25 protein-coding genes and 1 pseudogene are annotated in these 26,100 nt (G+C 58.6%); 3 read left to right on the top strand and 23 right to left on the bottom strand.

The window, feature by feature from the left end:
* Positions 1–323 precede the first annotated feature (323 nt).
* The 13 genes and pseudogenes from IPK17_RS23005 to IPK17_RS22950 form a co-directional block, all read right to left on the bottom strand.
* The gene (locus IPK17_RS23005) at positions 324–1,967 is read right to left on the bottom strand and encodes a DUF1156 domain-containing protein (RefSeq protein ID WP_343420039.1); all 1,644 of its coding nucleotides are present in this window, start codon (positions 1,965–1,967) and stop codon (positions 324–326) included.
* Positions 1,964–3,079 (bottom strand): TIR domain-containing protein, encoded by a 1,116-nt coding sequence (locus IPK17_RS23000; RefSeq protein WP_343420038.1) that lies wholly within the window; start codon positions 3,077–3,079, stop codon positions 1,964–1,966. The genes IPK17_RS23005 and IPK17_RS23000 overlap by 4 nt, the downstream gene beginning before the upstream one ends.
* 17 nt (positions 3,080–3,096) lie before the next feature.
* Positions 3,097–5,679 carry a helicase-related protein gene (locus tag IPK17_RS22995; RefSeq protein ID WP_343420037.1) on the bottom strand — a complete coding sequence of 861 codons (2,583 nt, stop codon included), beginning with the start codon at positions 5,677–5,679 and terminating at the stop codon, positions 3,097–3,099.
* 22 nt (positions 5,680–5,701) lie between these two features.
* On the bottom strand, positions 5,702–6,352 hold the full coding sequence (locus tag IPK17_RS22990; RefSeq protein ID WP_343420036.1) for a DEAD/DEAH box helicase: 651 nt from the start codon (positions 6,350–6,352) through the stop codon (positions 5,702–5,704).
* Positions 6,353–6,700: 348 nt separating this feature from the next.
* On the bottom strand, positions 6,701–7,420 hold the full coding sequence (locus IPK17_RS22985) for a site-specific integrase (RefSeq protein ID WP_343420035.1): 720 nt from the start codon (positions 7,418–7,420) through the stop codon (positions 6,701–6,703).
* 834 nt (positions 7,421–8,254) lie between these two features.
* Positions 8,255–8,509 carry an SUMF1/EgtB/PvdO family nonheme iron enzyme gene (locus tag IPK17_RS22980; protein WP_343420034.1) on the bottom strand — a complete coding sequence of 85 codons (255 nt, stop codon included), beginning with the start codon at positions 8,507–8,509 and terminating at the stop codon, positions 8,255–8,257.
* Positions 8,473–10,359 (bottom strand): NACHT domain-containing protein, encoded by a 1,887-nt coding sequence (locus IPK17_RS22975; RefSeq protein WP_343420033.1) that lies wholly within the window; start codon positions 10,357–10,359, stop codon positions 8,473–8,475. The genes IPK17_RS22980 and IPK17_RS22975 overlap by 37 nt, the downstream gene beginning before the upstream one ends.
* A gap of 111 nt (positions 10,360–10,470) precedes the next feature.
* Entirely contained in the window at positions 10,471–10,836 is a 366-nt protein-coding gene (locus IPK17_RS22970) for a toll/interleukin-1 receptor domain-containing protein (RefSeq protein WP_343420032.1), read from the bottom strand.
* Between the two features lie 7 nt (positions 10,837–10,843).
* On the bottom strand, positions 10,844–11,341 hold the full coding sequence (locus IPK17_RS22965) for a hypothetical protein (protein WP_343420031.1): 498 nt from the start codon (positions 11,339–11,341) through the stop codon (positions 10,844–10,846).
* A gap of 19 nt (positions 11,342–11,360) precedes the next feature.
* Entirely contained in the window at positions 11,361–11,549 is a 189-nt protein-coding gene (locus IPK17_RS22960) for a hypothetical protein (RefSeq protein WP_343420030.1), read from the bottom strand.
* A gap of 101 nt (positions 11,550–11,650) precedes the next feature.
* Positions 11,651–12,058: pseudogene (locus IPK17_RS40710) on the bottom strand (formylglycine-generating enzyme family protein); the annotation flags it as partial.
* Positions 12,059–12,343: 285 nt separating this feature from the next.
* Positions 12,344–13,258, bottom strand: coding sequence for an nSTAND1 domain-containing NTPase (locus tag IPK17_RS22955; protein ID WP_343420029.1), 915 nt, complete (start codon positions 13,256–13,258; stop codon positions 12,344–12,346).
* Positions 13,215–14,621 carry an ATP-binding protein gene (locus tag IPK17_RS22950; RefSeq protein WP_343420028.1) on the bottom strand — a complete coding sequence of 469 codons (1,407 nt, stop codon included), beginning with the start codon at positions 14,619–14,621 and terminating at the stop codon, positions 13,215–13,217. The genes IPK17_RS22955 and IPK17_RS22950 overlap by 44 nt, the downstream gene beginning before the upstream one ends.
* A gap of 183 nt (positions 14,622–14,804) precedes the next feature.
* Here IPK17_RS22950 and IPK17_RS22945 point away from each other — a divergent pair, with 183 nt between their 5' ends.
* The 3 genes from IPK17_RS22945 (at position 14,805) to IPK17_RS22935 (ending at position 18,891) form a co-directional block, all read left to right on the top strand.
* Positions 14,805–15,623 carry a TIR domain-containing protein gene (locus IPK17_RS22945; protein ID WP_343420027.1) on the top strand — a complete coding sequence of 273 codons (819 nt, stop codon included), beginning with the start codon at positions 14,805–14,807 and terminating at the stop codon, positions 15,621–15,623.
* Positions 15,580–18,252, top strand: a complete 2,673-nt coding sequence (locus IPK17_RS22940; RefSeq protein ID WP_343420026.1) for an SUMF1/EgtB/PvdO family nonheme iron enzyme — start codon at positions 15,580–15,582, stop codon at positions 18,250–18,252. Before IPK17_RS22945 ends, IPK17_RS22940 begins: the two co-directional genes overlap by 44 nt.
* Positions 18,253–18,405: 153 nt before the next feature.
* Complete coding sequence (locus IPK17_RS22935; RefSeq protein ID WP_343420025.1) at positions 18,406–18,891, top strand: transposase; 486 nt, start codon at positions 18,406–18,408, stop codon at positions 18,889–18,891.
* Between the two features lie 109 nt (positions 18,892–19,000).
* On the opposite strand, the gene IPK17_RS22930 is transcribed toward IPK17_RS22935, so the two are convergent.
* The 10 genes from IPK17_RS22930 to IPK17_RS22885 form a co-directional block, all read right to left on the bottom strand.
* Complete coding sequence (locus IPK17_RS22930; protein WP_343420024.1) at positions 19,001–20,824, bottom strand: SUMF1/EgtB/PvdO family nonheme iron enzyme; 1,824 nt, start codon at positions 20,822–20,824, stop codon at positions 19,001–19,003.
* Positions 20,757–21,872 carry a TIR domain-containing protein gene (locus tag IPK17_RS22925; RefSeq protein ID WP_343420023.1) on the bottom strand — a complete coding sequence of 372 codons (1,116 nt, stop codon included), beginning with the start codon at positions 21,870–21,872 and terminating at the stop codon, positions 20,757–20,759. The genes IPK17_RS22930 and IPK17_RS22925 overlap by 68 nt, the downstream gene beginning before the upstream one ends.
* The gene (locus IPK17_RS22920; RefSeq protein ID WP_343420022.1) at positions 21,869–22,246 is read right to left on the bottom strand and encodes a hypothetical protein; all 378 of its coding nucleotides are present in this window, start codon (positions 22,244–22,246) and stop codon (positions 21,869–21,871) included. Before IPK17_RS22920 ends, IPK17_RS22925 begins: the two co-directional genes overlap by 4 nt.
* A 71-nt stretch (positions 22,247–22,317) precedes the next feature.
* Positions 22,318–22,704: a toll/interleukin-1 receptor domain-containing protein gene (locus IPK17_RS22915; RefSeq protein ID WP_343421497.1), complete on the bottom strand. Its 387-nt coding sequence runs from the start codon at positions 22,702–22,704 to the stop codon at positions 22,318–22,320.
* Between the two features lie 141 nt (positions 22,705–22,845).
* Positions 22,846–23,088, bottom strand: a complete 243-nt coding sequence (locus IPK17_RS22910) for a hypothetical protein (RefSeq protein ID WP_343420021.1) — start codon at positions 23,086–23,088, stop codon at positions 22,846–22,848.
* 176 nt (positions 23,089–23,264) lie between these two features.
* Positions 23,265–23,474, bottom strand: coding sequence for a hypothetical protein (locus tag IPK17_RS22905; RefSeq protein WP_343420020.1), 210 nt, complete (start codon positions 23,472–23,474; stop codon positions 23,265–23,267).
* Between the two features lie 860 nt (positions 23,475–24,334).
* The gene (locus IPK17_RS22900) at positions 24,335–24,490 is read right to left on the bottom strand and encodes a hypothetical protein (protein WP_343420019.1); all 156 of its coding nucleotides are present in this window, start codon (positions 24,488–24,490) and stop codon (positions 24,335–24,337) included.
* A gap of 197 nt (positions 24,491–24,687) precedes the next feature.
* Complete coding sequence (locus IPK17_RS22895; RefSeq protein ID WP_343420018.1) at positions 24,688–24,999, bottom strand: hypothetical protein; 312 nt, start codon at positions 24,997–24,999, stop codon at positions 24,688–24,690.
* A 117-nt stretch (positions 25,000–25,116) separates the two neighbouring features.
* Entirely contained in the window at positions 25,117–25,443 is a 327-nt protein-coding gene (locus tag IPK17_RS22890) for a hypothetical protein (RefSeq protein WP_343420017.1), read from the bottom strand.
* Between the two features lie 198 nt (positions 25,444–25,641).
* The gene (locus tag IPK17_RS22885) at positions 25,642–25,929 is read right to left on the bottom strand and encodes a hypothetical protein (protein ID WP_343420016.1); all 288 of its coding nucleotides are present in this window, start codon (positions 25,927–25,929) and stop codon (positions 25,642–25,644) included.
* Positions 25,930–26,100 lie beyond the last annotated feature (171 nt).

The raw sequence follows: 26,100 nt of genomic DNA, 5'->3' as shown, positions 1-26,100 counted from the left end.
CTAAAGTAGACCATCCAGCAGTGGTTTTGTGTGCGTATACGGTAACAAGCGTCCCAGTTGCACTCAGGACTCGATTCGCTTCGACAAAAACGGCAGCCATCGAGTCTTCATAGAATTGCCGAGCTTTATCTCGATTATCTTCATGACGGTATAGTGCAACGATTGCTTCATTTCTCTTCGGCGTAAGCTCATTCGAGAAGTGCTCAGGATACAAAAACCCAATCGAGCGCTTCAGCCAGACGTAAAAGTAGTCCGAGAGATCGGAATAACTCACGTTGCCGTAGTATGGAGGATCAGTTACAACAGCATCGAGGCTCAGGTCATCATAAGGCAAACCGAGTTGCGGATCCACGGCTTACATTAGCAGGAGTACTTCCAATAGTTAGTAAATCGGGAAGCGTCTTTTTTACAGCTCTGATTGATGATTGCCAATCTGCTGCTACCCCACTAATCGGATTTGTTTCCGAGAAATCCCACACCATCGGTAGGGCTTGACGGGCAAATGTGTTTTTTGTACCGCGTCCGCCAGTTGAGTTGAAAGTAGACAATGTAGATGAAAAGTCCGTTAACCGACTCAACATCATTCCAAGAAATGTGGACACTGCCCTAGCGTATTCGGCATCAACAAAAGTCTCACTAAGTGCAGCATGTGCTTGATGTATCACTTTTGTGATGGTAAGCAAAGTGAGGAGTTGGCGAAATGAGAACAGCTTATAGAACTGATCTAGGCCATAAATCGTACACATACCGCCTGTCAGCTTTTCGGGCAACGGTTCATCCGGTGGCGTGATCCCTGTCTCGGCGGTCAGCGCCTCAATCCGCGCGCGGATCGCCGCTTCGTCGGGCACGGGCAGCGCCTGCTCATCCGGCGACAGGTACACCTTGCCCCGCGTCCCCGGTCGCACGCACACGGTCGCCATCATCTGCGCACCCATGCGCCCTGCCTTCCCCTCCGTCTTAATGTAGCCGCTGTCCACCGTCGAACCGCAGCGCCCGCACACGCTGTTCCCCCGCTCGCTAAACGCCGCCGGGTCAAAGCCAAACTCCTGCGGGTCGCGCACCTTCTTCACGTAAAAGGCCATGCGGTTTTCGCTCGGGTGCGGCAGCATCGCCAGCGCCACGTTGTCGCCCTTCTTCTTTTTCAGCCACGTCTGCCGCACCAGCGGCACGGTCGCGCGGCAGCCGGGGTTCGGGCAGGTCACCGTGCGCGTCCACAGGTACGCCACTGGCTGCACATACCCGAAGGGCACGTCGACGCTCGTCCCATCCAGCGGGTCTTCCTCGTCCTCATCCGCGCCTTCGGGCAGCTCCAACTGTTCCGCTTGGTCAGATGGGAACATGCGCATCTGCTTCGTGCTGCCCTTCTCGCCCAGCAGCGGTGCTTGCGGGGTGAGGCTGTCAATCTCCGGGTCACGGATCAATGGGTACAAATCGCCCACTTCGGCGCGCACCCGTTCCAGCACCCATTCGCCCCACTTGCGCACGTCGTCCGCCAGCTTCGACCCATACTTCTGCGGGTACACCAGCGTCGCCAACTCAATGATGTGCGCCACCGGGTTCAAGTCCAGCGCGTAGGCTTCGCAGCCCAACCGCAGCGCCTCCAGCGGAATCGAACCGCCCCCGGCGAACATATCCAGCACCTTCGGCGGGTTCTCCGGGTACGCCTCACGGATCAGCCGCCGCGCTTCGTCGAGCACTTCCGGTCGCACTTCCCACTTGCACAGGTCAATCACAAACTTGTTGAGCGTGTACGGCGCTTTCGTCTCATAGTCGATCAACTGCGGCTGCGCGTCCGCCGGGATCAGCGCGGCGAACACCGCGGCGCGGCTGGCGACGAGCGGTCGGCGCGCCCACCACAGATGCAGCGTGCTAATGTGCCCGTGCCGGATGCTCTTTTCGCGGCTCGCCTCCGCGCTAATCGCCTTGATCGGGATGTATTCTTCAATCAATCGCTTGTCAGTGGTCATACGCTCTGTAAATCCTTCACGGGTGCAAACGGCTTGAGTTCCTTCAAGATGCGCTCACGGTCAGCATAGGACAACTGCTGGAGTTCAGCAATCTTGGTACTCGTCCAACCATCCCCATTCTCACATAGAATCGGGAAAATCTTGCGCCCCCGCCCTAGGAAGAACTCATATTCCCATCTCACCCATTCCGACTGAGCCGAGGTCGGTGTCATGAATAGAATCAGCGCGTCACAGTCTGCTGCTGCCTGTTCCAGCTCCTTTCGCCACTCACTTCCGCCGGGGATACTGTCTTTATCCCGCCACAAGTAGATGTATTCTTCGCGCATTGCCCTACAAAGATCGTCAACATATTTCTCAGAATCGGCACGCGCGTAGGAGATAAAAAACGTTGGGTACACAGAACTCCGCTCAACAGGGAATGATTTGAGTTGTTCCTGAGTTTCACATCGAAACTCGTGAGGTACGGTTGCGTTGTAGCGCGCCAAGTTTTTTTGCGAGTCGGCAATTGCCTTTTCGTCTTTGTCGCAAAACCAATCCAGCGGCGTCTCAAACGGCGCGCCGCTGCCAGAGTTGGTCCCGTCCCGCAAAAAGGTGTCCAACACAATCCCGTCTGGTGGCGTACTATGCTCAATCAGAGTTTCGATCAATCCGACGGGACGTACAGGGTAATCAACCTGAAAGTCCTTGTCATCGTCGTAAGCTCGGTATTCCCAAACACCTTCGGGGAGTTCACGTCGGTTGTGGCCGTTTTTTGCATACCGCCGAATATATTCATAGCGTCGCCCCGCGGGCGGTTTCGTCCCGGTCGGCAGAATAACTTCTTCTCTGGCGTTGCGGCGACCAAAGGTTTCATTCAACAGGTCAACAATTGCAAGGTCTCTGCCCTGTTTCGTATGCACCAGAAGGTTTCCATCTGAACGCAGCACCCGCCAGTACTGGCGCAGCACCCGCCGCATCCACGCTTCGTCATTTGCCCCATTGGTATGCGGTTCAGTCTCCGGTTCATTCCAAGGTGGATCGACATAGATTAGGTGAATCGACTCGTCCGGAATACGTTCGAGTAACTTCAGGCATTCTGCAAAGTAAAGCGCGTTGCTTTCAAGAACCGACATGAAAAACCATTACCTCACTACACCCTCGATAACACCGAGGCCGGAATCACATAGTGCTTGACAATCGGACGCACAGCAGAACTCAGTGTCGCCGCTGGATTCTTGACCGGCAGGAGCTGCGGTTGTTGCCCTGCCCCTGCGCCCCACACCACATACAACCAGTAGCTTTCGCCGTGCCGCCCCGCCTGTATCCACTCATTTGCGCTCAGCAGCACCGGCTTGTTGTAGCCGCTGCGCCCTTTCACCTCAATGCGCCGCACCTCTTGCTTGCCGTTCGCATCCAGCGGGGACACGCTGCGAATGTCAAAGCCGCTGCCGTCTTTCAACTGGCTGATGTCGGTCGGCGTCCACCCCCGCTCGCGCTCGTGGTTCATCACGTACTCCATCGCGCGCCGCTCCACCTCCGGGTCGGAGTGAAAACCGTTTTCATCGGTCTCTTCGCCCTCAACGGAGATGGGCAGGACCAGTGCGCTCCCCAAGTAGCGCACTGGTCCCGGTCGCAGCACGCGCAGATGCTTCAGGTCGTCCAGCTTCTGGGTGCGCCGCGCATCCAGTTCATCCACGCGCCGGTAGGCTTCATCGCGGGCGATCCGGTAATGCGTCTCGCCCGACTCCACCCGGTCGGCCAGTTCTAGCGCCTTCCGCTGCGAGGCGGCGATCAGCGCGTCAAATGTCTGCACCAGATAGCTCCGCCGGATTTCGATCTCGCGTTCGCGTTCCTGCCGCTTTTCCTCCAAGCGCACCCGCTGGATCGACCCGCGCACGAAGCGTTCCAGCTTCTGCCGCACCTCCGCCGGGATCGCTTCGCCATCCGCCTCAATCGGCTGTAAATCATGCAGCACGTCCGGCGGCGCAATTTCGTAGCGTCCATCTGCCGTTTCCAGCACCACATTCAGCGCCGCGTGCTGCCTCACCGTGCGGAACGTGCCCGCCGATGGTTCTTCGCCGATCAATTCACTCGTGAAGAAGTGCAGCCGGTACGGTTCGCTAGCCAGCACATCGCCGAAGGCCGCCAGCCCACCGCGCGCCGCACCAAGCAGGCTCTCCACTGTCTCGCTCACCGCCGCAAACAACGGGTGTCCCGGCGATAGCAGTTCGGCGTCGGCATGGCTCTGGGTGTGCAGAATATCGCGCTTGTTGAACGTCACCTTGCGGTATTCCGTCCCCGCTGTGCCAAAGCGTTTCACGCTGTTGAGCGTCGTCGCCCGCAGGCGAATCGGCACATGCTCGATGCGTAGGAGCCTATCAGCCCGCCGCTCCACCGTCAGGTTCACCCGTTTCGCCGCGCTCAGGAAGAATTCTTCGACATATTCCGGCATCAAGCGCCGTTCTTCGCTGCGATAATCCCGTGCGCGAATGCGCCCCAGGTCGACGTGACTGGTCGCCATCGCCACTCCGGTCGCCTGTTCCAGCTCCCGCAGTCGTTCCGGATTGATCCGTTCGATCTGCTGGAGGTAGAAGTCATCGTTCAGGCTGCGCGGGTTATAGGCCGCTTCGCGCAGCATATCTTCCAGATCAACCTCATTCACCTTCAGCATGATGTTGATCACATCAAACACGCGCTCCCCAAACACCCGGCGGATCGACTCGAGTTTGCTCAGCAGTCGTTCCAGCACCCGCCCTTCCACCGTGTTCACCGCCACAAAATTGAAGATGAACACGTCGAGCCGCTGCCCAATCCGGTGAATGCGTCCCATGCGCTGCTCCAACCGCATCGGATTCCACGGCATGTCATAGTTGATCATCAGGTGGCAGAATTGCAGGTTGATGCCCTCGCCCGCCGCATCAGTCGCCAGACACACCTGCACCGCCGGGCTGCGAAACTGTTCCTGCGCCTCTTTACGTCGCTGCGCGTTCATCCCGCCGTGGATTTCGACCACCGAAAAGCGCGGTTGCAGCTTTTCGCGCAGATAATCGAGCGTGTCTTTGTGCTCAGTGAAGATCAGCAGCTTGCCGCGGCCATCCTTCAGCTCATGGAACTCCGCGCGGTCTAGGCATTGCAGCAGCGATGCGAGTTTCCGCTCGTCGCCGCGTTCTTCAACCCGTCGCGCCTGCTGCACCAGCGTCCGCAGCGCCGCGACTTCATCCTTCAGCACATCAATTCGGTCTGCCGCCGTGATGCTGATCGCCGCCGCTTCGTCAATCGCTTCGTCAGCATCATCGGTCTCTTGTTCCTCATCGTACACATCCAGCAGGTTCTGCTGCCTTAAGAACGCCTCGCGTTTGCCGGGTGCGAGCAGTTCCACCTCGCGTAGCACTTCATTGAAACGGTCAAAGCGCCGCTCCAGCGACTTGCGGATCGCGCGCACACTTGACGCGAGACGGCGTTGCAACACGGTTCGCGCGAGGGCAATCGGCGCTTTCTTCTTCCCGCTCTGCTTCGGCAGGTACGCGTTGATGTACTCCGTCACCGCGCGGTACAGGCGAAACTCCTCGTCCGACAGTTCGAACGGCACGGTGATCGCCGTGCGCTGCGTGAACAGCTTCTCGCCTTCAAACGTCCGCAGTTCTTCCTTAATGCGCCGCAGAAACCACGGACTCGGCGCGCTTCCTTGGTACGGCATCAGCGCCTGTTGGTTGAGTTCAGCAAATTCCTCCACCCGGTCCGGCCCCCTGAACTGATCAGAGTCGAGCAGCCGCAGGAAATACGCGAACTGCTCCGGGATTGCCGGAATGGGGTGTCGCCGTCAGCAGCACCAACCGATCAGCCTGTTGGCTGAGTGCTTCGGCCAGTGTGTAGCGTTTCGTTCGCTTGACATCGCTGCCAAACCACCGCGCCGAGCACTTGTGCGCCTCGTCGATGATGACGAGATCCCACTCCGCCCGCAGCAAGTCCGGCGCAACGTCGTCTTGCTTGGCGAAGTCCACCGACGCGATACACTGGGGAAAGCGCGCCCACACGTTCCCCGCCAGTTGGTCTTTCGCCACTTCCGAGCGGATGACCTCAAACGTCTCGTCGAACTTCGCCCGCATCTCGTCCTGCCATTGAATCGTCAGCGGTGCTGGGCACAGCACGAGCACCCGCTCAATAGCGTTCCGCATCTTCAGTTCTTTGATGAGCAGCCCGGCCATGATCGTCTTGCCGGCACCGGGGTCATCGGCGAGGAGAAAACGCAGTCGTGCCTGCGGCAGCATCCGCTCATATACAGCTTCGAGCTGATGCGGCAGCGGCTCAACGCCGGATAGGCTCACCGCAAAGTGAGGATCGTAGGTATAAGCGAGACGAATGCGCTCAGCTTCAATTAGCAGCGCAAAATCAGCCGCCGGGCACAAGGTCAGCTTTCTCGACCGACAGCATCTGGAGTGCGGCCTCAAGCTCGTCGAGTGCCAGCGTCACTCTCTAGCCGCCCCGCATTCGTTCGGACTCGAAGAAACGCCAATCCTTCCTCGAAATCTGCTGCTTCGACGAAGACCGGGGCTGCAAAATACGCAGGTATCGAGATTGTTTGGTGAACAACATCGGTTGTTTTCAAATGAATTTGTGCCCTGAAAAGTCACGTGGCTAACGTTATCGTCATTATTTTTGCTATTATGGCACAAATTGCGCTTTAGGGCAAAATACCCTTGATTCGACTTCGAGTCGAATCAAGCTGGAAAACGGTTTTCAAATTAGCGCAGACCTTAGGCGTCATCCTCTTCGAGTCGCGCGGCGATGCTCTCACTATATCGGTCGCGCTTGACCGCCACACGCTGCAAGTACACGCGTGTTGTCGCCTGATTTTGATGCCCCAACACCGTCTGCACTTCGGCCAAACTACCGCTCTCCTCACCGACCATCCGCGCGACCGTATGCCGTGTCTGGTGCAGATGAAAGTCGGCTATCCCTACCCGCTCCGCATATCGCTTGATCGCTTTGGCAAAGCCGTGCGACGTGACTGCCGCCCTACCCTTCGCTGCATTGTCGTGCCGCAGCCATAGCGGCTCATCCTCGTCAAGCTGTGGCGTATTTTCGCTTTCATTCCACCGCCCTGATGCTTTCAGATACTCGACCAATGCTGTCCGCGCTCCAACATCCCGCACTTCGGACGCGCTGTAGATGCCGCCTTTGTGCTTCGCAGTGATGACAATGCCATCGCGCTGCATCCGCACATCACCCCATTGCAGACGCACAATCTCCTCGCGCCGCTTACCCGTCGCAAAGAAGAAACGCAGCATGGCATAGTCGCGCTTCGCTTTAAGGTCTCCTAAATCAGCCTCGATTTTGACCACGCGCAGGAGCGCCCGCGCCTGCTCATCAGTGAGCGCCTTCGTCTTCTCCGACTGGTACGGCTTCGGCGCTTTCGGACGACTCAACGTGCACGGGTTGAGCTTGATCTGTTCCCGGAACGTCGGTTCAGCCATCAACCATTCGTAGAACGATGATAGTCGGCTAACGCGCGCATACACGCTCGCCGCCGATATACCTGCCGCCTCCAGATGCTCCTGCCATGCCTTGACATCGACGGGGGTGACGTCCTGCGGTGACTTTGGAATTAGGACAAAGAAGCCAACGGCCTTCCCGTCGTCCCGTCAAGGCGGTGATCTTATCGCGCCGCAGGTCGTTCTTGGCGGTCGCTCGTCGCATCTGTGCTGGCATCGGCCCACAGAGCAATCGCACTTTGGAGCGCCGGACTGATGGTTTGAGAGCTGGAAATAATTGCAGAATGGGGTGAACGAGAGACTTTCATGGGGTGAATCTGAGCCTTTTTAACCCGTTATCACCCCAATTTTACCACAATTTTGGTTACACTTCTATCCTAGTTGTGTAACCAAATAGTCTTGATAGCACTACCAGAAAGCGGCTTTCTGACCGGCGTGGCACATCGGGAGCGGATCCAAGCTGCGCCCGAGCTTGTGTATGTGCCTGACGGTGGCACCCGTGCAGACCAGACCCATCGGCGGGAGCCTTCCGCCTTCGCTGTAAGGCTTGGAAGTCTAGGCGTCCGCGAGAACTAATTCTAGCGCGAGTTCCAATCTGTCTCCCTTCTCCGAAATCGGAGGCGTGGGGGTCATTCACCAGAGATCAGAGACGGCATAGGTACGGAAACCACCAATCGCAAACCGATATACTTGTTCATGTCGTGCGGAGTGAAGAAGCGGCCCAACACACCGGCGTACTGAAAGCGATCGAAGGAACCGCCCCGCAGCGCTTTTGGTATAATACTCAAATACTTTAGAATTTCTGGCTCTTTTAAGTCATCTAGGCACCATTCCCAGATCGTCCCAATCCATATCGAATACGCCAAATGGCGATGCGCCCTGCGGGTAATTCCCGACGGCGGTCGTTCGATTCAGAAAATACGGACCAAAACCCTCTGCCTGCTCATCAAGGTTGGCATGCCCCACACGGTAACCGTTACCCCACGGGTATTCGCGTCCAGCGCTGCCCAGCGCCGCATACTCCCATTCCGTTGCTAAGGGCAGACGGATTTCGACATCTTTCCCGACCAAGCCTTCCGCGCGGCATTTCGCATCCAACCAGCGGCTAAATGCCACCGCCTGATACCCGACACGCTGTCACGTGGGTGATTACGATACGGGTTGTACTGCTCCGCCATCGGCTGCCGTTGATACGCATCCAGCATTCCCGCCCACCAGCGTGGATCGTCGTACTCACCGGAGTCGAGGAATGTCTGAAACTGGATGAATGTCACCGGGTATTTGGCGATCTTGAACAGGTACTTGATTTCGCGTTCCTGCTTGTCGTCACCATACAGGAACTTACCTACTGGCACGTTACACCACAGCAGATCAGGCAGTCCATCGGGACGCAAACCAACGCCGGGGCGATGATCATGCTCGTGGTTGAGCCGTCCCCATTCCGCGACGGCATAGGGTGAACGCCGTGCATTCAGCGCGGGTTCGTACAAGGGCTTCAAGGCAGCATTCGCGCACGGTGCGCCGCTTTCCGTCGCCACCCGGAAGGCGAGATCGGGCTGCACAGGACTGAGCCATTCAACCACCTTGGTCGCATCGCCCAACATCCCCGCCAGCAGCAGTGCCGTTTCCTCCCATCCGGTCGGCGTCCACCATTCATCGGACGGAAAATACTTGCTCGCCGGAACGCCGCGCCGCAAGTCTTCGCCCATTTCATAAGCGGCGAAATACTCTTGCAGCAGTTGGTGACTGAACCGGATCGCGTCGCTTTGCTCCAAAATGCTGGCACTCACCGCGAAATACAGCAGCAGCGCGGCGTCCGCTTCTGGCACAGCGTGACGGAAGGTTTCAAGCACAAAATCAGCGCCCACGCTCGTGCCGGTTTTTTCGCTCTGCATCCGGTACGCCAGCCCCGCCAGCGCCCGTTTCTGCGTTTCCTCCGCAATCCAAGCACGATCCGCTCTCACGGCAGTTTTGCCGCGTTCTGCCAGCAGCAGCGCGACGAAACGCCCGAACAGATCGCCTTTGTTGCGCAGCGGTTCACCGCTCAGGGCGAAGATTTCGATCACGATTTGCAGCAAGAACGGGTTGGTCACCACGCCGAGCATGTCGGGTAAAAAAAAAGTGTGTTGTTCTCGCAGGGACTGGCGCAGTTTGTCCAGCAATTTGCGCTCTGGTATCCAGCTTGATCTCGGTTTATCTTCCCCGACGAAGAACTCGTGGTAGGTGACTTCTTGCACCTTACCCTGATACCACGCCCATGCCCGCCGCGCATCATAGCCCGCCAGCGCCCAGAACAGCTTGTCGCGATCCTCATCTTCCAGATAGTTGCTCATGAACAACCGGATACGCTCCAAGTCGAGCGGCTGCACATCGATGCGCTGCAACGGGAGCTTGCGTTCGACGTAATCCAGCTTGCGGCACGAGACGATCACGACCACCTCGAGATGTCCCCGCAGCCACGCGTCGATCTGACTGTGGTGTGCGGGCGGCATTTCGTTCAGGCCATCGAGCAGCAGCACCACGCGGTTCGGCAGATAGTCGCGCAGCCGCAGCCCGCCGAACGCGCCTTCGAGAAACTGCGTGAAGTCTTCCCCGGTGTACGCGCCGAGGCGCACGAACAGCGGCAGCGAACGCTGAAATGGTTCGTCGACTTCTTCGGCGGCGGCGCTGGCATATTCATACGCCAAGCGTTCGAGCGTCGTGGTCTTGCCCGCGCCCGGATCGCCAATAAGCGCCACGCGGCGATAATTTCGTAGCCCCTCGCGCAGTTCATCAAGGCTTTCCGTTTTGACCGTCACCCCTTTTTCAGCATCCAGACTGTGATCGATCTGCTGATGAATGGCGTGACGCATCTCGATCATGCGTGCCGCCGTTGCTTTCAGCTTGACCTTCTGTTCCTCAATGCGGGCGGTTGCCGCCATATCTGTATACAAATCGCGCCAGTGATCGTACTTCTGCCCGATAGCTTGAAGATAAGCGATCTCATGCTCACGCCGGGTTTGCGGGTCAATTTCTTCGGCATTAAGGGTTGTTCAAACGGTGCAGCAGCAGCGAAAACCCACATCCCACTCTGCGAAACTGATGTAAGTGTGGTTGATGATGACAATCGGGCGGTGTCCGCCGGGGAACACCAGCGGGATGATGGGCTTCTTCTGCGTGAGGGCGTAGCCGATTTCCAGCCGCACAAAGCTGTCCGTGCGTTTGAGGTCGGGCGTCACCACGACGACGACATGCGTCGCTCTGTTGATCGCATCCTCGATTTCGCCTGTGAAATCGGCGGTCGGATCGATCCGCTGATCCCGCCATGCACTGATGCCATTAGCTTCGAGATCGTTGTATAAGCACAAACTTTCATCAGCGCCGTCTTTGCGGGCATAGGAGATGAAGACGTGTGGCATGTTCCCTCTAGGTTGTGGTTTGCGCTGCTGGCTGATCATCGAATGCAAGCTGCTGCAAATACTCGGGCACATTGACGCCGTACTGAGCGAGGTTTGCCTTCGCCCAGCGCTGCCCGTCGAGATACGCTTCCAGCGAGACGTCGTAGTACGCCGCCATTTGCTCCGGCGTGGCTTTGTTCACATCGATCCCGTAGCGGGTGAGCGCCCAATTGAGATCGCCGACGAGGCAGTAGCGTCCATCGTAGAGTTTCCCATCGGGCATGATGGTACGCCGCAGGTCGCTCATGACGACTAGCTGCTCCACGTCGATTTTTCGCAGTCTTGAGGTTACAGCGATACATCCTAACCCATTGGCCTTCAGCTTACTCAGGTTAGCGCCCTCGAACTGGGCATGCTGCAGGAACCACCCATACAGCGAGTCATCTTGCAAGAAGCCGTTATCTTCCAACTCATACAGCGCTTGCCATGTGATACTCGCATCCCGGTTCTCCAGTCGTTGGATCATCTGAGGCTTCAGTTCGGCGTTACCCACGCGCGTCTTGACGATCCATGATGTAGTACGTGGCCACCGCGCCGATCAATTCAGTGGCCAGATTACCGCCCAGACCGCGCAGATCCACCTGCCCCTGCTCATCTCGACTAGACAAGTAACCCGTGATTAGCGCGACCAGCACGAGAACCGCCATGATGCGATTGTCATTGTATTTCTGCATTTCTTGCGTTGGCTTACTGCATACTCTCTCAAATGGCAGTGTTGGTTTCGTGATGATGACTGTCCTGTAAGCAAAGCCTATTCAGGCAAACTCACACGTTTCTATCTTTCTCCGCTCTCTGCATTCGGGGAAGAGATATTCATTAGGGATGCAATAGGGGCGGCCACAACCAACCGCAAACCGAAATTATTGTAATCGCTGTAGGGATTGACGTCGTTGCGGGAGGAAGACGCAGCGTTGCGTTGACTGAAATTGAACGAACCGCCCCGCAGTACCTTACTCTTGCCGTTATTATAACCGTCTATTATACTCGGGTTCCCGTAGTCGTTCAAACACCATTCCCACAGGTTGCCTGCCATATCTAGCGCCCCACAGACTGCCGCTCCATGCGCATACATTCCAACTGCCGTACTACGACCCTGAATACCAGCCTCAGTCGTATTGGCACGAGGATACTTATCCCACTGCCCCCATGGATATTCACGTTCTTCCGAACCCGCCATAGCGGCCCACTGCCATTCTCCCTTTCCGTCGGCAACCGGATCACCGCATTATCGCCAACCTTCAGCACATTACCAGACGGATGGAGGAATTCTTGACCTTCACACTGCACTGTTAGCCAACGTCCAAAGGCGATACCCTGATACCATGATACCGAGTCGCGGGGCGCGTTGCTACCACCGTTCGTTGCATTTACTGGGGCTGTCCTGATATTCGTCTGATAAGCCAACCCCACCAGCGTGAATCAGCACACACTCCGCTATCGATGAATGCCTGAAACTGTACAAACATCGTCAGATACTTGGCATAAAGAACGGCTTAACCTCAAATTCACACTTATATTTTCCATTCGAACCAGCTCCCGGCAGCCACAGCCCCTCCGGAAGCCCGTTTTTCATGCCCACTCCACGACGAATATCCCCAATGTCATTTAAGCGCACTCCACTTGCATAGCGACGCTGATGAGACGTGTCGCTGACAACCGCTGATGGCGTCACATCGACCTGCCCGTCGCTTAGAGGATAAACATCAAACCCCAGTTCACGGTACAACCGGTACTGCTCTTGCTCGATGAAGTCGCGCTCGGTATCTCCCAAGTTGGGCTGCTGGCGCTCAATCATCGCGTACACGGGTTGCAGCCGTTCGGCAGGCCACCGCAGAAAATCCGGCTTGAGCTTTCGCGCCCACTCGTCAGCGGACGCGCGCACCTGCCGAAGCAGGATCAAGTCTTCCTGCGCTTCAGCAATCCAGTTCTTGAGCCATGTCCAACTGCGGAAGACGGCTTCGTGCGCCACTTCGACGGCATCATCTTGCGTTACCAGCAAACGCGCATCAGCAAAGGCGCGGATCAGCACCCAGTCGTCTCCTTCGAATTTGCTCAAGGTGGCACGCTGGCGGGTCGCTGTGCCGCGCTCATCGACGGTTACCAACTCGCGGAACACACGCTGCAACAGCCGATATTTGTCGGCGAGAGTCAGGTTCTCGAAGGCGGTCTCCGCCCGTTTGCCGATCGCTCCGTCTACGCCACCAATGGCACGATACGCCTCATTGGTCAATCGCTTCAGATCATGCGACGTCTGGTACAGCTCATCCAGCGCATACGCCATCAGCGCCAACGCCCCAGCGTCGCTGCCCGTCTCCGCCTGAATCCGTTCCGGCAGGCCATCATCCCATGTCAACCCGGCGCGCTCCGCTGGGCGCTTGATCATCTCGAATCAGCGCGCCCGCCGTGGGCACCGCCAACATGTAATTACCCTGATTGAGTAAGTTTGCCAACGCGGGATTATCAACTGCTTGGGCGGTGAAGTCGGAGCGCATGGTCACGACGCAGCGCATCCGCCGCGACGAGTGGATCACTTCCAACAGCGCCAGAAACGGCGCGCGATCCGCGTCACGCACCAGCGTGAACAGCTCCTCAAATTGATCGATGAAGAATAGAATTTCCGCCCACGGGGGTGCTTTCGCTTCCCGCAGCAGCGCTTCGCAGATTCTCACTAGAGCCGAAGGGTTCTTCGTGAGGCTGGCGATAAACCCCTCTTTTTCCTGCTCGATCAGGAACGGCGATACCGCGTGTTCGGGGAATGCCTCGCACAGCGCCGTGAACAAGGCTGCAAACGGACTTTCGCCCTGCCCCGGTGTCAGACGGACAAACCGCCAATCCTTGCTGCCCGTCTCCCCGCTGACAATGGCATTTGCTTTCAAACGCGGGATCAAGCCCGCCGCGACCAGCGAGGACTTGCCACTCCCCGACGCCGCCACAACGGCGACAAATCGGCTCTCCTCTACGCGCTTGACTAGGTCGCTGATTTCTTGCCCACGTCCAAAGAAGATCGGTGCGTCCAATTCCGTGAACGCCCGCAAACCGGGGAAAGGCGATCCTGTCCACAGCGGCGGCGAGGCGACACGCGGCAGTTCCTCGGCTGTGGCGCGAACTTTCGTCGTTGCATCGCTCAATGCCCCGACCTCAAACAGATGCCTATAGATAATGTCACGTAGTTCGAGCAGCAGTTTCACCCGTAAATCTTCGGGGCTGGTGTATTCATTCACACCACCCATGAGCGCGCCGGTCTTCGGATCATGAAACTGCTTGAAGAAACCCTGCACCGCCTGATACTGCGCCACCTGCTCTGCGTCATCAATATCGATACGAGGTTTCTTCGACCGCCGATAAACCAGGGTGATCGGCTTGCCCTGTTCCCGCTCAGCCGTCACAGCGTTCAGGTATTCCCATTCTGTGCCGGAGAGATACGGAGAGCCATCGTTTTTCTGATATTCGGGATGCGGCAGCGGCGTCCCCATCCTTCCCCAGAACAGCACCAACACAATGTCACATTCGGATGGTTGCGGCAGTCCTTCGCGAATGGCGGTCTGAGGGGTCAAGGTCGCGCGCATCGCTGTGCCGCTGCCCGGCTTGTCCCACGCCACCGCATGAATCGAGACTCCCCCTGCCCCACCCTGTCGGAACAACGGGTCGTATTCAAGGATGTCGAGGACTTGGAGCGCAACCGCGCGTTCTTCATTCACATCACCGGGAGGCGCCAGAAAGACACGGATTTGGGGAACAGTTTTCATTAGGTCTCTCTTCATTGTTTCAGTGGACGGCGTTGACTGTTACCAGCAATAACGCAAGTGTAGCAGAAAACCGTTTTCATCGGCACGCATAATGGCACAAATCTGACCCCGGTATGATTTCCGCCCTACGCTCACTTGCGCTAGACTAGATGCATATTAATCGAGCTATCGCGGGCGGGCGCTATGGACAAACATCTCTTCGACCGAATCGTACAAGCACTACTCCCGGAGATGGGGGACGCCGATGCCCGACGTTCACTCATCGATAGCGCGCTCTTCGGCTCCCCTGTCCCAGACCGCATTGACTGGGACGGCGCAGCCCGCCCGTTTACCGTGCGACTTGTGCGCCTGCTCTACGATTACGGTGACCTGACGCTGGGACAACCTGCGCTCGCCGCCCTACTTGAAGAAGTGCGCCAACAGGTGGGCACCGATCGACAGACGCACATTGACGCGCTGCTCACCGACTTGAAAGCCGGCCCACCCACACAGTCGATCACACCACCACCGCCGACCTTCGCCGCTGGCGAGCTATCGGTCTTCATTTCCTATGCGCGTCCGGATCAAGCCATCGCCGAGCAAGTCGAAGCCTACCTGACCGCAGCGGGCGTGCGCGTCTTCCGCGATACCAGCGAGATCCGCGAGGGCGCGAACTGGGACATGGCGATTGAAACCGCGCTCCGCGCGTGTCAGCGGATGGTCTTGCTGCTCTCGGCGGCCTCCATGCCCTACCGCAAAGAGGTGCACCGCGAATGGTTCTACTTTGACCAGCAGCGCAAGCCGATTTACCCGCTTTACGTGGCGGATTGCGATCTGCACAGCCGCATGGTCGCCTACAACTACATCGACGTACGCACTGACTTGCAAGCGGGACTCGACCGCCTGCTGAAAGAACTGGGTCGTCCCTATACACTGCCCGATGCCAGCACCGGCGCGGACAAAATTGCCGTGTTCCCGGATGCCGACGTCGAGACGCGCACGCTGCCCGCAGGCGTTCGCTGATCTGCTGCAAGCCATCCGCGACCCAGCCGGCAGTGCCGTCCTCTCCCTTGATCTAGCGAACGCCATCAAGGATTACCACCCCGCCGACCTGACCGAATACCGTCTCGGACGGATCGTGGAATGGTCGCTGCCACGTTACGCGCTCGACAATCGCTTCGTCAATCTGACGCTCTTGCTCGACAAAGGCGAAACCGATCCCCAACGTTGGCAAAAAGCCGCCGATTTCCGCTTCAACGACCTGCGCTACGTGTTGCACAAGGTCGACGACCCGGCCTTCGTGCTGCTCGGCGCGCCGGGCTCGGGCAAATCGACGCTGCTGCGCCGCTTGCAATTGGATCACAGCATGGATCGCCTGCGTGATCGAGCGGACGCCATCACCTTTTTCATCCAGTTGAACGGCTATCGCCCGCGTGCCGATGGCGTGCTGCTCGACCCGCGCGCGTGGCTGGAGTCCCGCTGGAACGAGCGCTACCCGCAGCTCCCACCCCTCGACAGCTATCTCAAGGCAGGACGAGCGCTGCTGCTTCTGGACGCCCTCAACGAGATGCCGCACCGCAGCACGGCTGAATATCACGAGCGTGTCGGGCTCTGGCGCGCCTTCACGCAGGAGATAGTGAAACTGGGCAACCGCGTGATCTTCTCGTGCCGCAGCCTCGACTACAGCGCCAGCCTGAGCAGCCCGGATTTACGTGTGCCGCAGGTCGAAGTGCAGCCGATGGACGCCGAACAAGTGCAAACGTTCCTCAAAGCCTACACCCCGGCGCATGAGACGCTCATCTGGCGCGAACTCGACGGTTCACCTCAGTTCAGTCTCTTCCAGACGCCCTACTTCCTCAAACTGCTGTGCGAACAGGTGGCCGCTACCCGCAGTGTCCCCAAAGGCCGCGCAGCCTTGTTCACCGGCTTTGTGCGGCAGGTGCTCTACCGCGAGATTAACGGCGAGTTGTTCCAGCCGGATACCCTTTTGACGGACAAAGACCACCAGAAGCTGTCGCTCGGCAAGTGGCGTAACCCGTTCGACCTGCCGGAACGCGGCGTGCTCATCCCTAAGCTGTGCGCGCTGGCCTTCTCCATGCAGGAGAAAGGGCTGGAAAGCGAAGGCGCGCAGGTTCGCATCGACTATGACGACGCCTGTGACCTGCTCGATCACGCGCGGGATGCGGACATCCTCAAAGCCGGCGTGGCGCTGAACGTGCTGGACGAGGATCTTACCCAGTCTGAGATCGCCTTCTTCCACCAGTTATTGCAAGAGTTCTTCGCGGCGCGCCAGCTGGCGGATACGCCAAACCCGGCCCTCGTGCAGGTCGAATGGCGCAGCGATCACGTCAAACCCGCGCTGGCTGAAACCTTAGCCGCCCTCGCCGATGGTGATCCGCTGCCGCCGCTCCCCCAAACGGGCTGGGAGGAGACCACGCTGACCGCCGCGCCCATGAACCGCGATCCGAACGCCTTCATCAGCGACCTGATCCCGCATAACCTGCCTTTAGCCGCGCGCTGTGCCGCCTCCGGCGAAGCGTCCATCGACCCGATGCTGGTGCGCGATCTCCAGATGCGCCTGATTGCGCGGATGCAGGACAGCGATGCCGACCTGCGCGCCCGCATCGCAGCAGGCGAGGCGTTGGGTATGTTGGGTGATCCGCGCTGGGAGCGCAAAACCGGACAACACGGCGACTATTTGCTGCCGCCGCTGGTGAGCATTGCGGACGGAGAATATCCAATCGGTGATGATGAGAGCAACAACGACTTTGAGAAGCCCGCGCACACCGTCGAGCTTGAGCCGTTCCAGATCGGCGCATTCCCGGTGACGAACGCGGAATACGCGCTGTTCATGGCGGCGGGCGGCTATGAGCAGGAGCAGTGGTGGGCGACCGACGAGGCGCGGGCGTGGCTGCGCGGTGAGGGCAGCACCGAGGGGCAAAAGCAATCATGGCGCGAATTTCGCCAGCGTATATTAGGGTGGTCGGAGGAAAGCATTCGTAATGCAACGAATTTTACGTCTCAGCAGAAAACTGATTATTTTACCCTTCGTCGTTGGTCAGATGAGCGTTTTGAGGAATGGCTGGATGAATCATTTCCTTCCGGCAAAATCTACCGCCAGCCAGAATACTGGGACGACACACGCTTCAATAATCCGGCGCAGCCCGTGGTCGGGGTGACGTGGTTTGAGGCACGGGCGTATTGTCGCTGGTTGAGCGTTCAAACGGGGCAGAATTACGAATTACCATCCGAAGCGCAGTTTGAGGCGGCAGCGCGGGGGAAGATCGGACGCCAGTTCCCCTACAGCGAGACCTTCGATTCGGCGCGCTGTAACACCTTCGAAAGCCACCTGCGCCGTACCTCGCCGGTCGGGATTTTCGACAACGCCACACCGGAAGGCGCGCTCGACCTGTCCGGCAATGTCTACACGTGGACGACTTCAATCTACGATCAGGCGGCCTTTCCCTATCCTTATCAGGCGAACGATGGGCGGGAGGACTTGAGCAGCACCAATGTTCGCCGGGTGCTGCGCGGCGGTTCGTGGAACTTCAATCGAGGCAACGCGCGCGCCGTGGCCCGCAACTACAACTTCCCGTACGTCCGTAGCGGCAATGACGGCTTTCGGTTGGTTGTGTCGTCCCCCATCCCGTAACGCTGCGCGCTGGTTGGGGCGGTGCGGCGTTAGCCGCAGGCGCGTAGCGCCAGATAAAAGAACGGGAGGGGACATTGCCCCTCCCCTACAACGTGAAACGGCCGTAGGGGCGACCCCACGTGGTCGCCCGTGTTCACCCGGAGGTGGAATCTGATGAGCTCTTATCCCCAACGCAAATCACCGCGTCTGCCCGGGTACGACTATGCGCGTGAAGGTGCGTACTTCGTGACCATTTGCCAGCAAAACCGCGCCTGCCTGTTCGGCGACATTGCCGACCAAGAACTCTGTCTTAACCCAGCAGGGGTTATGCTACGCAGGTGGTGGGAACGTCTGCCCGAGAAATTTCCGGATGCTGAAATTGATCATTTTGTTGTCATGCCCAACCATTTTCATGGCATCGTTCTGCTCAAGGGTGACCAGACGCGGCTCTCAGATGCCGTAGGTTGGTTCAAGGCAATGACCACCAATGCTTACATTCAGAATGTCAAGGAACAGGACTGGACACCATTCGAGAAACGCTTGTGGCAGCGCAGCTATTACGATCACATCATTCGGGATGAACAAGGACTAGAGATGATTCGCAGGTACGTGCTAACCAATCCTGCGCGCTGGAACGAGGATACCTTCTATGCAAGATAATGCGGGCGACCACGTGGGGTCGCCCCTACGGCCGTTTCACGTTGTAGGGGAGGGGCAATGTCCCCTCCCGTTCTTTTATCCGGCGCTACGCGCCGCCCAGCGCGCAGCGTTACGGGATGGGGGACGAACAAACCACCCGAAACCCGACATAGCTGCTACGCTCGAGCGGACGGACGTAGTTGCGGACCACAGCGCGCGCGCTGCTCTGATTGCCGCCCCACGAACCGCCCCGCAGCACCCGCCGTTCGCTGCCTTCTAAACTTATCCGTTCCGGATTGAGATACTCGTTCAAACACCACTCGAGCACATTCCCACTTAAATCATGAATGCCCTCGACCGATCCGCCATTCGGGAATATGCCGACCGCGTTTGTTTGCCTAATGCCTGTGTCCCCTGTATTCGCTTTCGCCGGATCGTACTCTCCACTATAGGGGTACAAGCGCCCATCCGTCCAGCGCGCCGCCCGCTCCCACTGCTGCTCGGTCGGCAGCGTCACCTCATATTCCAGTTCCGCGCTCAACCAACGGGTGAAGGCCACCGCATCGTACCAGCTCACGCGCTCCCGCGGGTGATTGCCATACTTAAACGCCTGATCGCCCGGCTGCGCCTTATGCTCATCATCCGCCGCCAAACCCTCCCACCATTCCGGGTTGGAAAAGCCGTCTGCTGCCACCAGAAATGCACCAAACTGCTCATACGTCACCAAGTACCGCGTCATGGAGAAGCGAGCTAATTTCAGTCGTTGCGGCGGATTATCCCTCTTATCTTGGTGACCATACATGAACTCGCCCGCCGGAATTTCAACCCAATCTAGATCGGGTAAACCGTCAGCGCGCAAGCCCACACCTTTCCGGTTGTCCACCATGCGTCCGCCAATCTGGAACGAGCCGAGCGCCCGTCCGACTGCTGCGCGTGACTCCGGCTGCGCTTCGCGCTGCACATCCGTCAGTCGTGGCAGCCACTGGTCGCGCAGTCGAGTTTTCGTGGCATCTGGTGTGTACGCACCGCTCCGACCGATGCACTGCGCGGCCACTTCCGAATTGGCGTCGGCAATCCAGTTTAGGATAGGCGTACAGTCATCGCTATACAGCCCCGCCAGCAGAATCGCCGCCTCTTCCCAGTTCGTCCGCTCCCACCACCGCTCCGGTTGCCAGATATCCGCTGCCTTAAGCCGACCGGTGCGGATTTCGCCATCCATATAGCGCGCGGCGAAATACTCTTGCAGCAGCTGGTGACTAAACCGAACTTCATCGCCAATGGCCAACAGGCTGGTGCTAACCGCGAGATACAACCGGCGGTCGTTCAAAATGTCGCGTACCGCCGCCACATTCAGCGCCGTCCCTGCCGCAGTGCCATCTTCGGCTGTGCTCGCCCGCCGGATCTGCATCTCATAAGCGATGCGCTGCAACCCTGAGAGCAGCGCCTGCCCCTCAGGTGTCACCACACCACTCTCCTTGTTCACCAGCCGTTCCCGCCCAAATAGAACTTTTACGAATTGATCGAATAACTGACCACGATTGCTCGGGAGTTCGCCCTTCGACTGAATGTACACATCGAGCAGCATACGCAGCATAAACGGGTTCCGCGCCAGCGTGAAAATGCTCGCTGGGTCGTCGCGCAGGCTGTGCCACCGATCCCAACCCGTCCACCAGCCGTTGCTGAATTCCTCTTTCCATTCCTTGCCCGCAGGCATCATTTCATCCATCCAGAAAACCGTTTCCCAGTCGCGCAGTTGGTCGGCAAACAACATTCTAAACCGTGCCTCAAAGCGCTGCGCCTCCGCCCCGACCAGTTTCCAGAAGAAGGCATCGTTCGTATCCACCGCGTGCAAGGCTCGGCGCGCAAAGTCCCTGATGCGCAGCGGATCAAGCGGACGGATCAGCACTTGGTTCAAGTGCAGGCTGATCGGGTAATCGGCCTGGCGGCAGGCCACCCACCGCCATCACCTCGGGGTGCGCCTTAATGTAAGCTTCAACCTGCGGGTATTTCGTTGCGCGCTGGTCAGCCGGAAACTCGTTCAGACCGTCGAGCAGCAGTATCGCTCGCCCCGCTGCAAACAGATCATCGAGATATCCGCCGAGCTCGCCCAGCGCCCCGCGCAAGAACGCTTCAAACGGCATGTCCGGTTTATCCCAGTTGCCCAGCTTCACCAGCAGCGGGAGCGGCGCGGCGACATCGGTCATAGCGGCGGTGTACAGCGGCTTGGCGATGGCCCGCAGCGTATGGGTCTTGCCCGCGCCGGGTTCACCCAGCACCACCACGCGCCGCAGCTCGGTGATCTTGCTTACCGCATCGGTGAACTTCTCCGGTGGCGCGTCGATTTCATTCCCAGCCCGCTCGTTCGGGCGGATCACGGCGAATTCCTGTTTCATCGCCAACGCGTCCCATGTGTCGCGCACTTCACGGCGCACCTGAGCTTCGCCGGCGAGCGAAGCATATTCAGCCAGTTCAAAGCGTTCGAGCCGGAAATCCTCGAAGCGCAGCCGATCCAGATACGCCAGTTCGTGTTCCCGCTGGGTCAGCGATCGCGACGGCGCAGTCCCACTCGGCGGCGTGGGCAGCGCGGCGATCAATGCGGCGACGGCCTGCGGGTGCGCCAGCTTGTCGAAGCGGATGCCCTGAAAGCGGTGCAACCCGAAAAAGCGGTCGTCGTCGGTCACATCTTCCAGCAGCACCGGGATGATCAGCTTGCGCCGCGTCCGTGCCCACTGAATCTCATCCCACACATAGTCGCTCTCCAACGCTTTGCGCGTACACACCACCACCAGCGCATACGACAGGTTGATCCCATCGCAGATCGCCCGCTGCCAGTCCGCCCCACCCTTGATCTTCGATGTGTCGATCCAGCAGCGATGCCCTGCCCCACCTAAGTCGCCGATCAACTGATTGGCGAACTCCTCATTCGCATGTGAGTAGCTGATGAACACGCTGGCGCTGCGCTCGTCAACGGGCGTGTCGATTGTTTGCGCCGGTGAGCTCACCGGTGAGGTACTGCCGGTTCGATGCTCGGCGCGGCGCATTGGTCGTTGAGGATCGGCAGCCAGTGATCAATCTCGGCGTACTTTTCCGCGCCGCAGCGTCCGCGCACCGTCTGAAGCAGTGCCGCCAATGAATGTTCCGCCGGGATAGAGTCATCAGCTTCCGCCAGACAGCCGATCTTCTTGAGCAAATCGGCAATGCAGCGCGACGCGAAAACCTCGGGGCTGCCCTCAAAGTTGATTTGATCCAGTGGACGTGGATCGCGCAGGAAGTAGGTGTCGATGAACAAGGCTTCCCGCTCATCCTTGTCGCGCAGATACGGGAGCAGCAGCGGCTTGATGCGGGTGATGAGGTCGGGCGGTAACGGGTTCGGCATAAAGATCGCTCTCGACTGTCAGACAGAATGAAGGTCGGAAACTTTGAAAACGGTTTTCTGATTGTCCCGCGCTAGCGCAGGATCTGCGTCAGTTCATCAACGCGCGCGGTATACACCGCCGGATCGGTGAAATCAATGTATTGCAGTGGGACCAGCTGCATTGGCATGGTATTCAGCTTCAGGGTTTGCACCAGCACCGGAATAAGTATCTTCTTGGGTGAGTACGACGAAGCAATTTGTAGTTCGGCGCGCACCATGTTGGATTCCACCGAGTTCGGCGTCAGCAGACTCACAAAATGCGTGATTTCGTCGAGTTTCGCCCGCAGCTTGCGTTCCCAATCCTCTGCCGGCTTGATACCATCCTGCTGATGACGATCCCACCACAGCTTCACTCCGCGCGCCTCTAAATCAGCCGGCCACCGCTGAACAAAGGGACGATCCTTGGAGCTGTAGGACAGGAAGGCATAGGCGGTCGAGGGCGTCGGTGAAGGACGGCAATCGTGGGCGCAGCGGGAGGTGGGGCTGGCGGTGGAGTCACGAGGCTGTCGAGGAAAGCCAGCACGTCGGCTTGTCCTTCGAGCTCTCCTTCAAGCCGGTGATCAAGCGATTGAGCGCGGGTTCTTGCCCCACTCATCATCCAGCGTGCCGTAATCCATCAGGCGCGTCACGAGTTGAATGCTGAAGACTTTAGCTTGGGTGTTAAAGTAGAGATCCCGGATAAAGCGTTGTAAGCCATACGTGCGCAGGAAGGTATCCCGCCCCTGAATATCCCGAAACTCGACCCGGTCACGCATGTACGAGATGAGGCGGCGGAACTGATCAGGCGAGAGGCGCGGGGACATCCTACCCTCCAAGATGGCTGCTAACTGACAGAAGCGATATCGCTCTATATTAGCGCGATTCGCTTCCTACGCAGACGAACCACCTTGGCATTGAAAACGGTTTTCAAAAACTTTTAGTACGAGTCTGCCTCCAGACATTCGCGGCACTGAACTGACTCGCGGATATGCAACGGATTTTATTTCTTCGCCTGCAGCCCACGAATCTGCGCCAGCAACCCAATCGCCTCGTTGCTCAGCTGATACGCCCGCTCCTGCCGCTCAACCGGCACCCGACCTTGCTCGTCAAGTAAATCAGAAGCGGCCTTTAAGAGGTTCTCAGCCTGCGCGCGCAGCCGGCTTGCCTGTCGTCCGGTCGTATTCGAATAATTGGCGGTGAACTGCATCATGTCGGCATCCCAGTAACTCAATGAGCACAGCCTCAACCTATCCCACCCTGCTGAACAGCGCGCATACCAGCCGGATTGGGTCACTTTGAAAACGGTTTTCAAAATCTGGTGGGGGCGAGGAATCGGGGCGCCTCCCCATTCCCCATACACACTCTGGCCCCCAGTACCACACTGAGAAGACAATCAGACTACAGGCTACGCAGAACGGCATACACACTCGACGCACACTTCATACCCATACTGAGGAGAGCGTCCGAGGAATGATTGGTATGCATACAAGCCGCATTTACGGGGACGCACACGCACACTTGCTTACCCGTTTGCCCGGTTCACAGCATGTGTGCAGCGGGAGAAGGCCGGAGAAGGGCTAATCATGTCCCCCTCCCCTGCCCTCCAGACTCGCACTTGTGTATCGGAACGACGCATAGCGGCCATGGAGCACGACTTATCGTTGCCCTGATGAGGAAATACGCCAGCCATGGACGGCGCTTCGGCGCTTAAAACGCACAGATCTGCATACTTTGGACCTCCAGCAGGTAGTGTGAATCCGGTGTGCGCGCCGCTTGCGGCTCTCGGATCTGCGTATAGGTCGGAAAACAAAACGCGGATGCAGGCTGGGAACCCGCACCCGCGCTTGTGCCAGCACTCCGGCCGAGGAGCGCTGACGCCAACCAGATCACGCTAGGAGCATAGAAATGTGGAGGCATCTCTGGCGTTCAGGATAGCACGCGGCGCGGGGATGAGGGCGGCTTCGGCGCGAAAGACTCATCCCCGTGATTTAGTGCAGATTTTGGAGACTGATAGAGACCCAACAGAGAGTATCCAATTTCTGCACTAATTCGCCGGCATGAAAACGGTTTTCACCGCCGCTGTCCCTCCAGTACGGTCAGTACCACCCACCCTACCCGGTTGGTGCGATACCACTTGCCGCTGGTGGCTCCCCACGTATCGAGGAGGCCGGCGAGCGCGCAGGCGTGCACGAGGTTGATGACGAACTGGCGGTTGAAAGGCTTCACCTCCGGCTGCTCCAGCAGCGCCGATCTGCAGGGCTTCGGTCGGGAAGTGGCGGAGAATCAGAACGCGTAAGCGGTTCAGGTTCGAGGAGTCAGTCATCGCCGCAGCTCCCCGTTTTGAAAACGGTTTTCAAGCTCATGGCTGTTCTCCGAGGATGACTGGAGTGCGGCCTAGACGCTCGACGAGCTTGCTGATCGGCTCAATGGCCAGCGCGGTGGCAATGCTGCTGCATCCCGCCCACGCAGTAGCAGACCATCGTCACGCTCTCCATTGAAGCGATCTCGATAAACGGCGCGGGGTTCTCCCAGTAGCGTTGCCGCAGGAGGTTGAGGTATTTGACGGCGTACTGGGTCGGCGTGATAAGCGGGTTCGACTGCCATTTGAGGAGTCGCTCAAACGCTTCCCGGTACTCCTTTGAGTCCTTGCGGTTCGCCCAAACCAGTTGCTGCACCTCGGCGGCGTAGAACCAGTGCTTGATGCCGCCCACCATGTCCCAGGTGGGGCAAGACACGCCCCCACATAACCCGGATTGGTTTCAGCGCACTTCACGGTGATGTCGAGACGGTCAGCGCCGGTGTAGAAGTAGTTCGCCGTGCGGATCACGGTTGAAAACGGTTTTCCGTGAGGGTTAGGCGCAGAGGAGCACATGACGTTCCTCCCCGGCGGTCAGCTGCTTCATGGCCGCGGCCTTCTCCAAACGGCGGGCTTTGACCTTCTCGCGGATGCGCGCCAACACCTGATAGGCCATGATGCGCTCGCGCTCCTCCTGCACCACGCCATCCAGCGCGGCATCGGCTAGCGCCCGCTTGTTCGAGATGATGTCCCACATGTAGTCGTCCACCGTCCCGTGGGCAAGATGGTAGTAGCAGGCAGGCGCTGCCTGCGTGAAGCGATGCGTCCGGCCTTCCGCCTGATCCACGTCGCCCGGTCGCCACGGCAGCTCGATAATCGCCATGTTCGCGCCCGCCGTGAGCGTAATGCCCCACGCCGCCCGCCAGCAGCCCGAGGCAGATCAGCTTGGCGTCGGGGTTGGTCTGAAACCGGTCGATGGTTTCTTGCCGCTGCTTCGCGGATACTTCCCCCACGATGAGGAGTCGGGGGTCAAACCCGCACGCTGAGGGGAATTGCTGTTCGAGGCCGTACCTGCGCCGCCCTACCCTGCTCGCTCCAGATACCCGCGCACGAGGGCTTGCAACTCCGGCGAGAACGGCTGGTCAGGCAGATTGCGCCATACATACGCCGCGCCGAAGAGTGTGACCGCGGCGCAGTCATAGACCAGCGCCGCCGTCTTCAAGTGGGTGTGGGAAGCTGAGTTGAATGATCGACCGTCTTTCTCAATCCGTGCCAGCCATTTCCCGTGCTGATACGTCACCCCTTGAAACCGGTCGTGCTGTTCTTGAACAACCGCCGGTTCAGCGAGGTTCTGCTGCTGGGTGATCAATCGGAGGTTAGCGCGGGTGTTGTTGAGCTTTGTCGTGGTCGATGTGATCGACGACCAGACCCGGCGGCGGCTGCATGATCTCGCGGTGCAGCGCGACCAGGATTTCCTTGCCGTCCACGCTGTAGCTGCGGATCGCATAGCCTTTCGAGTTGAGCCGCCAGCGGTAGTCGA

This window comes from Candidatus Flexifilum breve, assembly GCF_016713355.1.
This window is presented reverse-complemented; position numbering and strand designations above follow the sequence as displayed.

Excerpts from the sequence above, each read along its gene's own strand:
- IPK17_RS23005 (WP_343420039.1), bottom strand. The coding sequence starts at position 1,967 with ATGACCACTGACAAGCGATTGATTGAAGAATACATCCCGATCAAGGCG.
- IPK17_RS23000 (WP_343420038.1), bottom strand. The coding sequence starts at position 3,079 with ATGTCGGTTCTTGAAAGCAACGCGCTTTACTTTGCAGAATGCCTGAAG.
- IPK17_RS22985 (WP_343420035.1), bottom strand. The coding sequence starts at position 7,420 with ATGGCTGAACCGACGTTCCGGGAACAGATCAAGCTCAACCCGTGCACG.
- IPK17_RS22975 (WP_343420033.1), bottom strand. The coding sequence starts at position 10,359 with ATGGCGGCAACCGCCCGCATTGAGGAACAGAAGGTCAAGCTGAAAGCA.
- IPK17_RS22970 (WP_343420032.1), bottom strand. The coding sequence starts at position 10,836 with ATGCCACACGTCTTCATCTCCTATGCCCGCAAAGACGGCGCTGATGAA.
- IPK17_RS22965 (WP_343420031.1), bottom strand. The coding sequence starts at position 11,341 with ATGATCCAACGACTGGAGAACCGGGATGCGAGTATCACATGGCAAGCG.
- IPK17_RS22960 (WP_343420030.1), bottom strand. The coding sequence starts at position 11,549 with ATGCAGAAATACAATGACAATCGCATCATGGCGGTTCTCGTGCTGGTC.
- IPK17_RS22955 (WP_343420029.1), bottom strand. The coding sequence starts at position 13,258 with ATGATCAAGCGCCCAGCGGAGCGCGCCGGGTTGACATGGGATGATGGC.
- IPK17_RS22950 (WP_343420028.1), bottom strand. The coding sequence starts at position 14,621 with ATGAAAACTGTTCCCCAAATCCGTGTCTTTCTGGCGCCTCCCGGTGAT.
- IPK17_RS22945 (WP_343420027.1), top strand. The coding sequence starts at position 14,805 with ATGGACAAACATCTCTTCGACCGAATCGTACAAGCACTACTCCCGGAG.
- IPK17_RS22940 (WP_343420026.1), top strand. The coding sequence starts at position 15,580 with ATGCCGACGTCGAGACGCGCACGCTGCCCGCAGGCGTTCGCTGATCTG.
- IPK17_RS22935 (WP_343420025.1), top strand. The coding sequence starts at position 18,406 with ATGAGCTCTTATCCCCAACGCAAATCACCGCGTCTGCCCGGGTACGAC.
- IPK17_RS22920 (WP_343420022.1), bottom strand. The coding sequence starts at position 22,246 with ATGCCGAACCCGTTACCGCCCGACCTCATCACCCGCATCAAGCCGCTG.
- IPK17_RS22910 (WP_343420021.1), bottom strand. The coding sequence starts at position 23,088 with ATGTCCCCGCGCCTCTCGCCTGATCAGTTCCGCCGCCTCATCTCGTAC.
- IPK17_RS22905 (WP_343420020.1), bottom strand. The coding sequence starts at position 23,474 with ATGATGCAGTTCACCGCCAATTATTCGAATACGACCGGACGACAGGCA.
- IPK17_RS22890 (WP_343420017.1), bottom strand. The coding sequence starts at position 25,443 with ATGGCGATTATCGAGCTGCCGTGGCGACCGGGCGACGTGGATCAGGCG.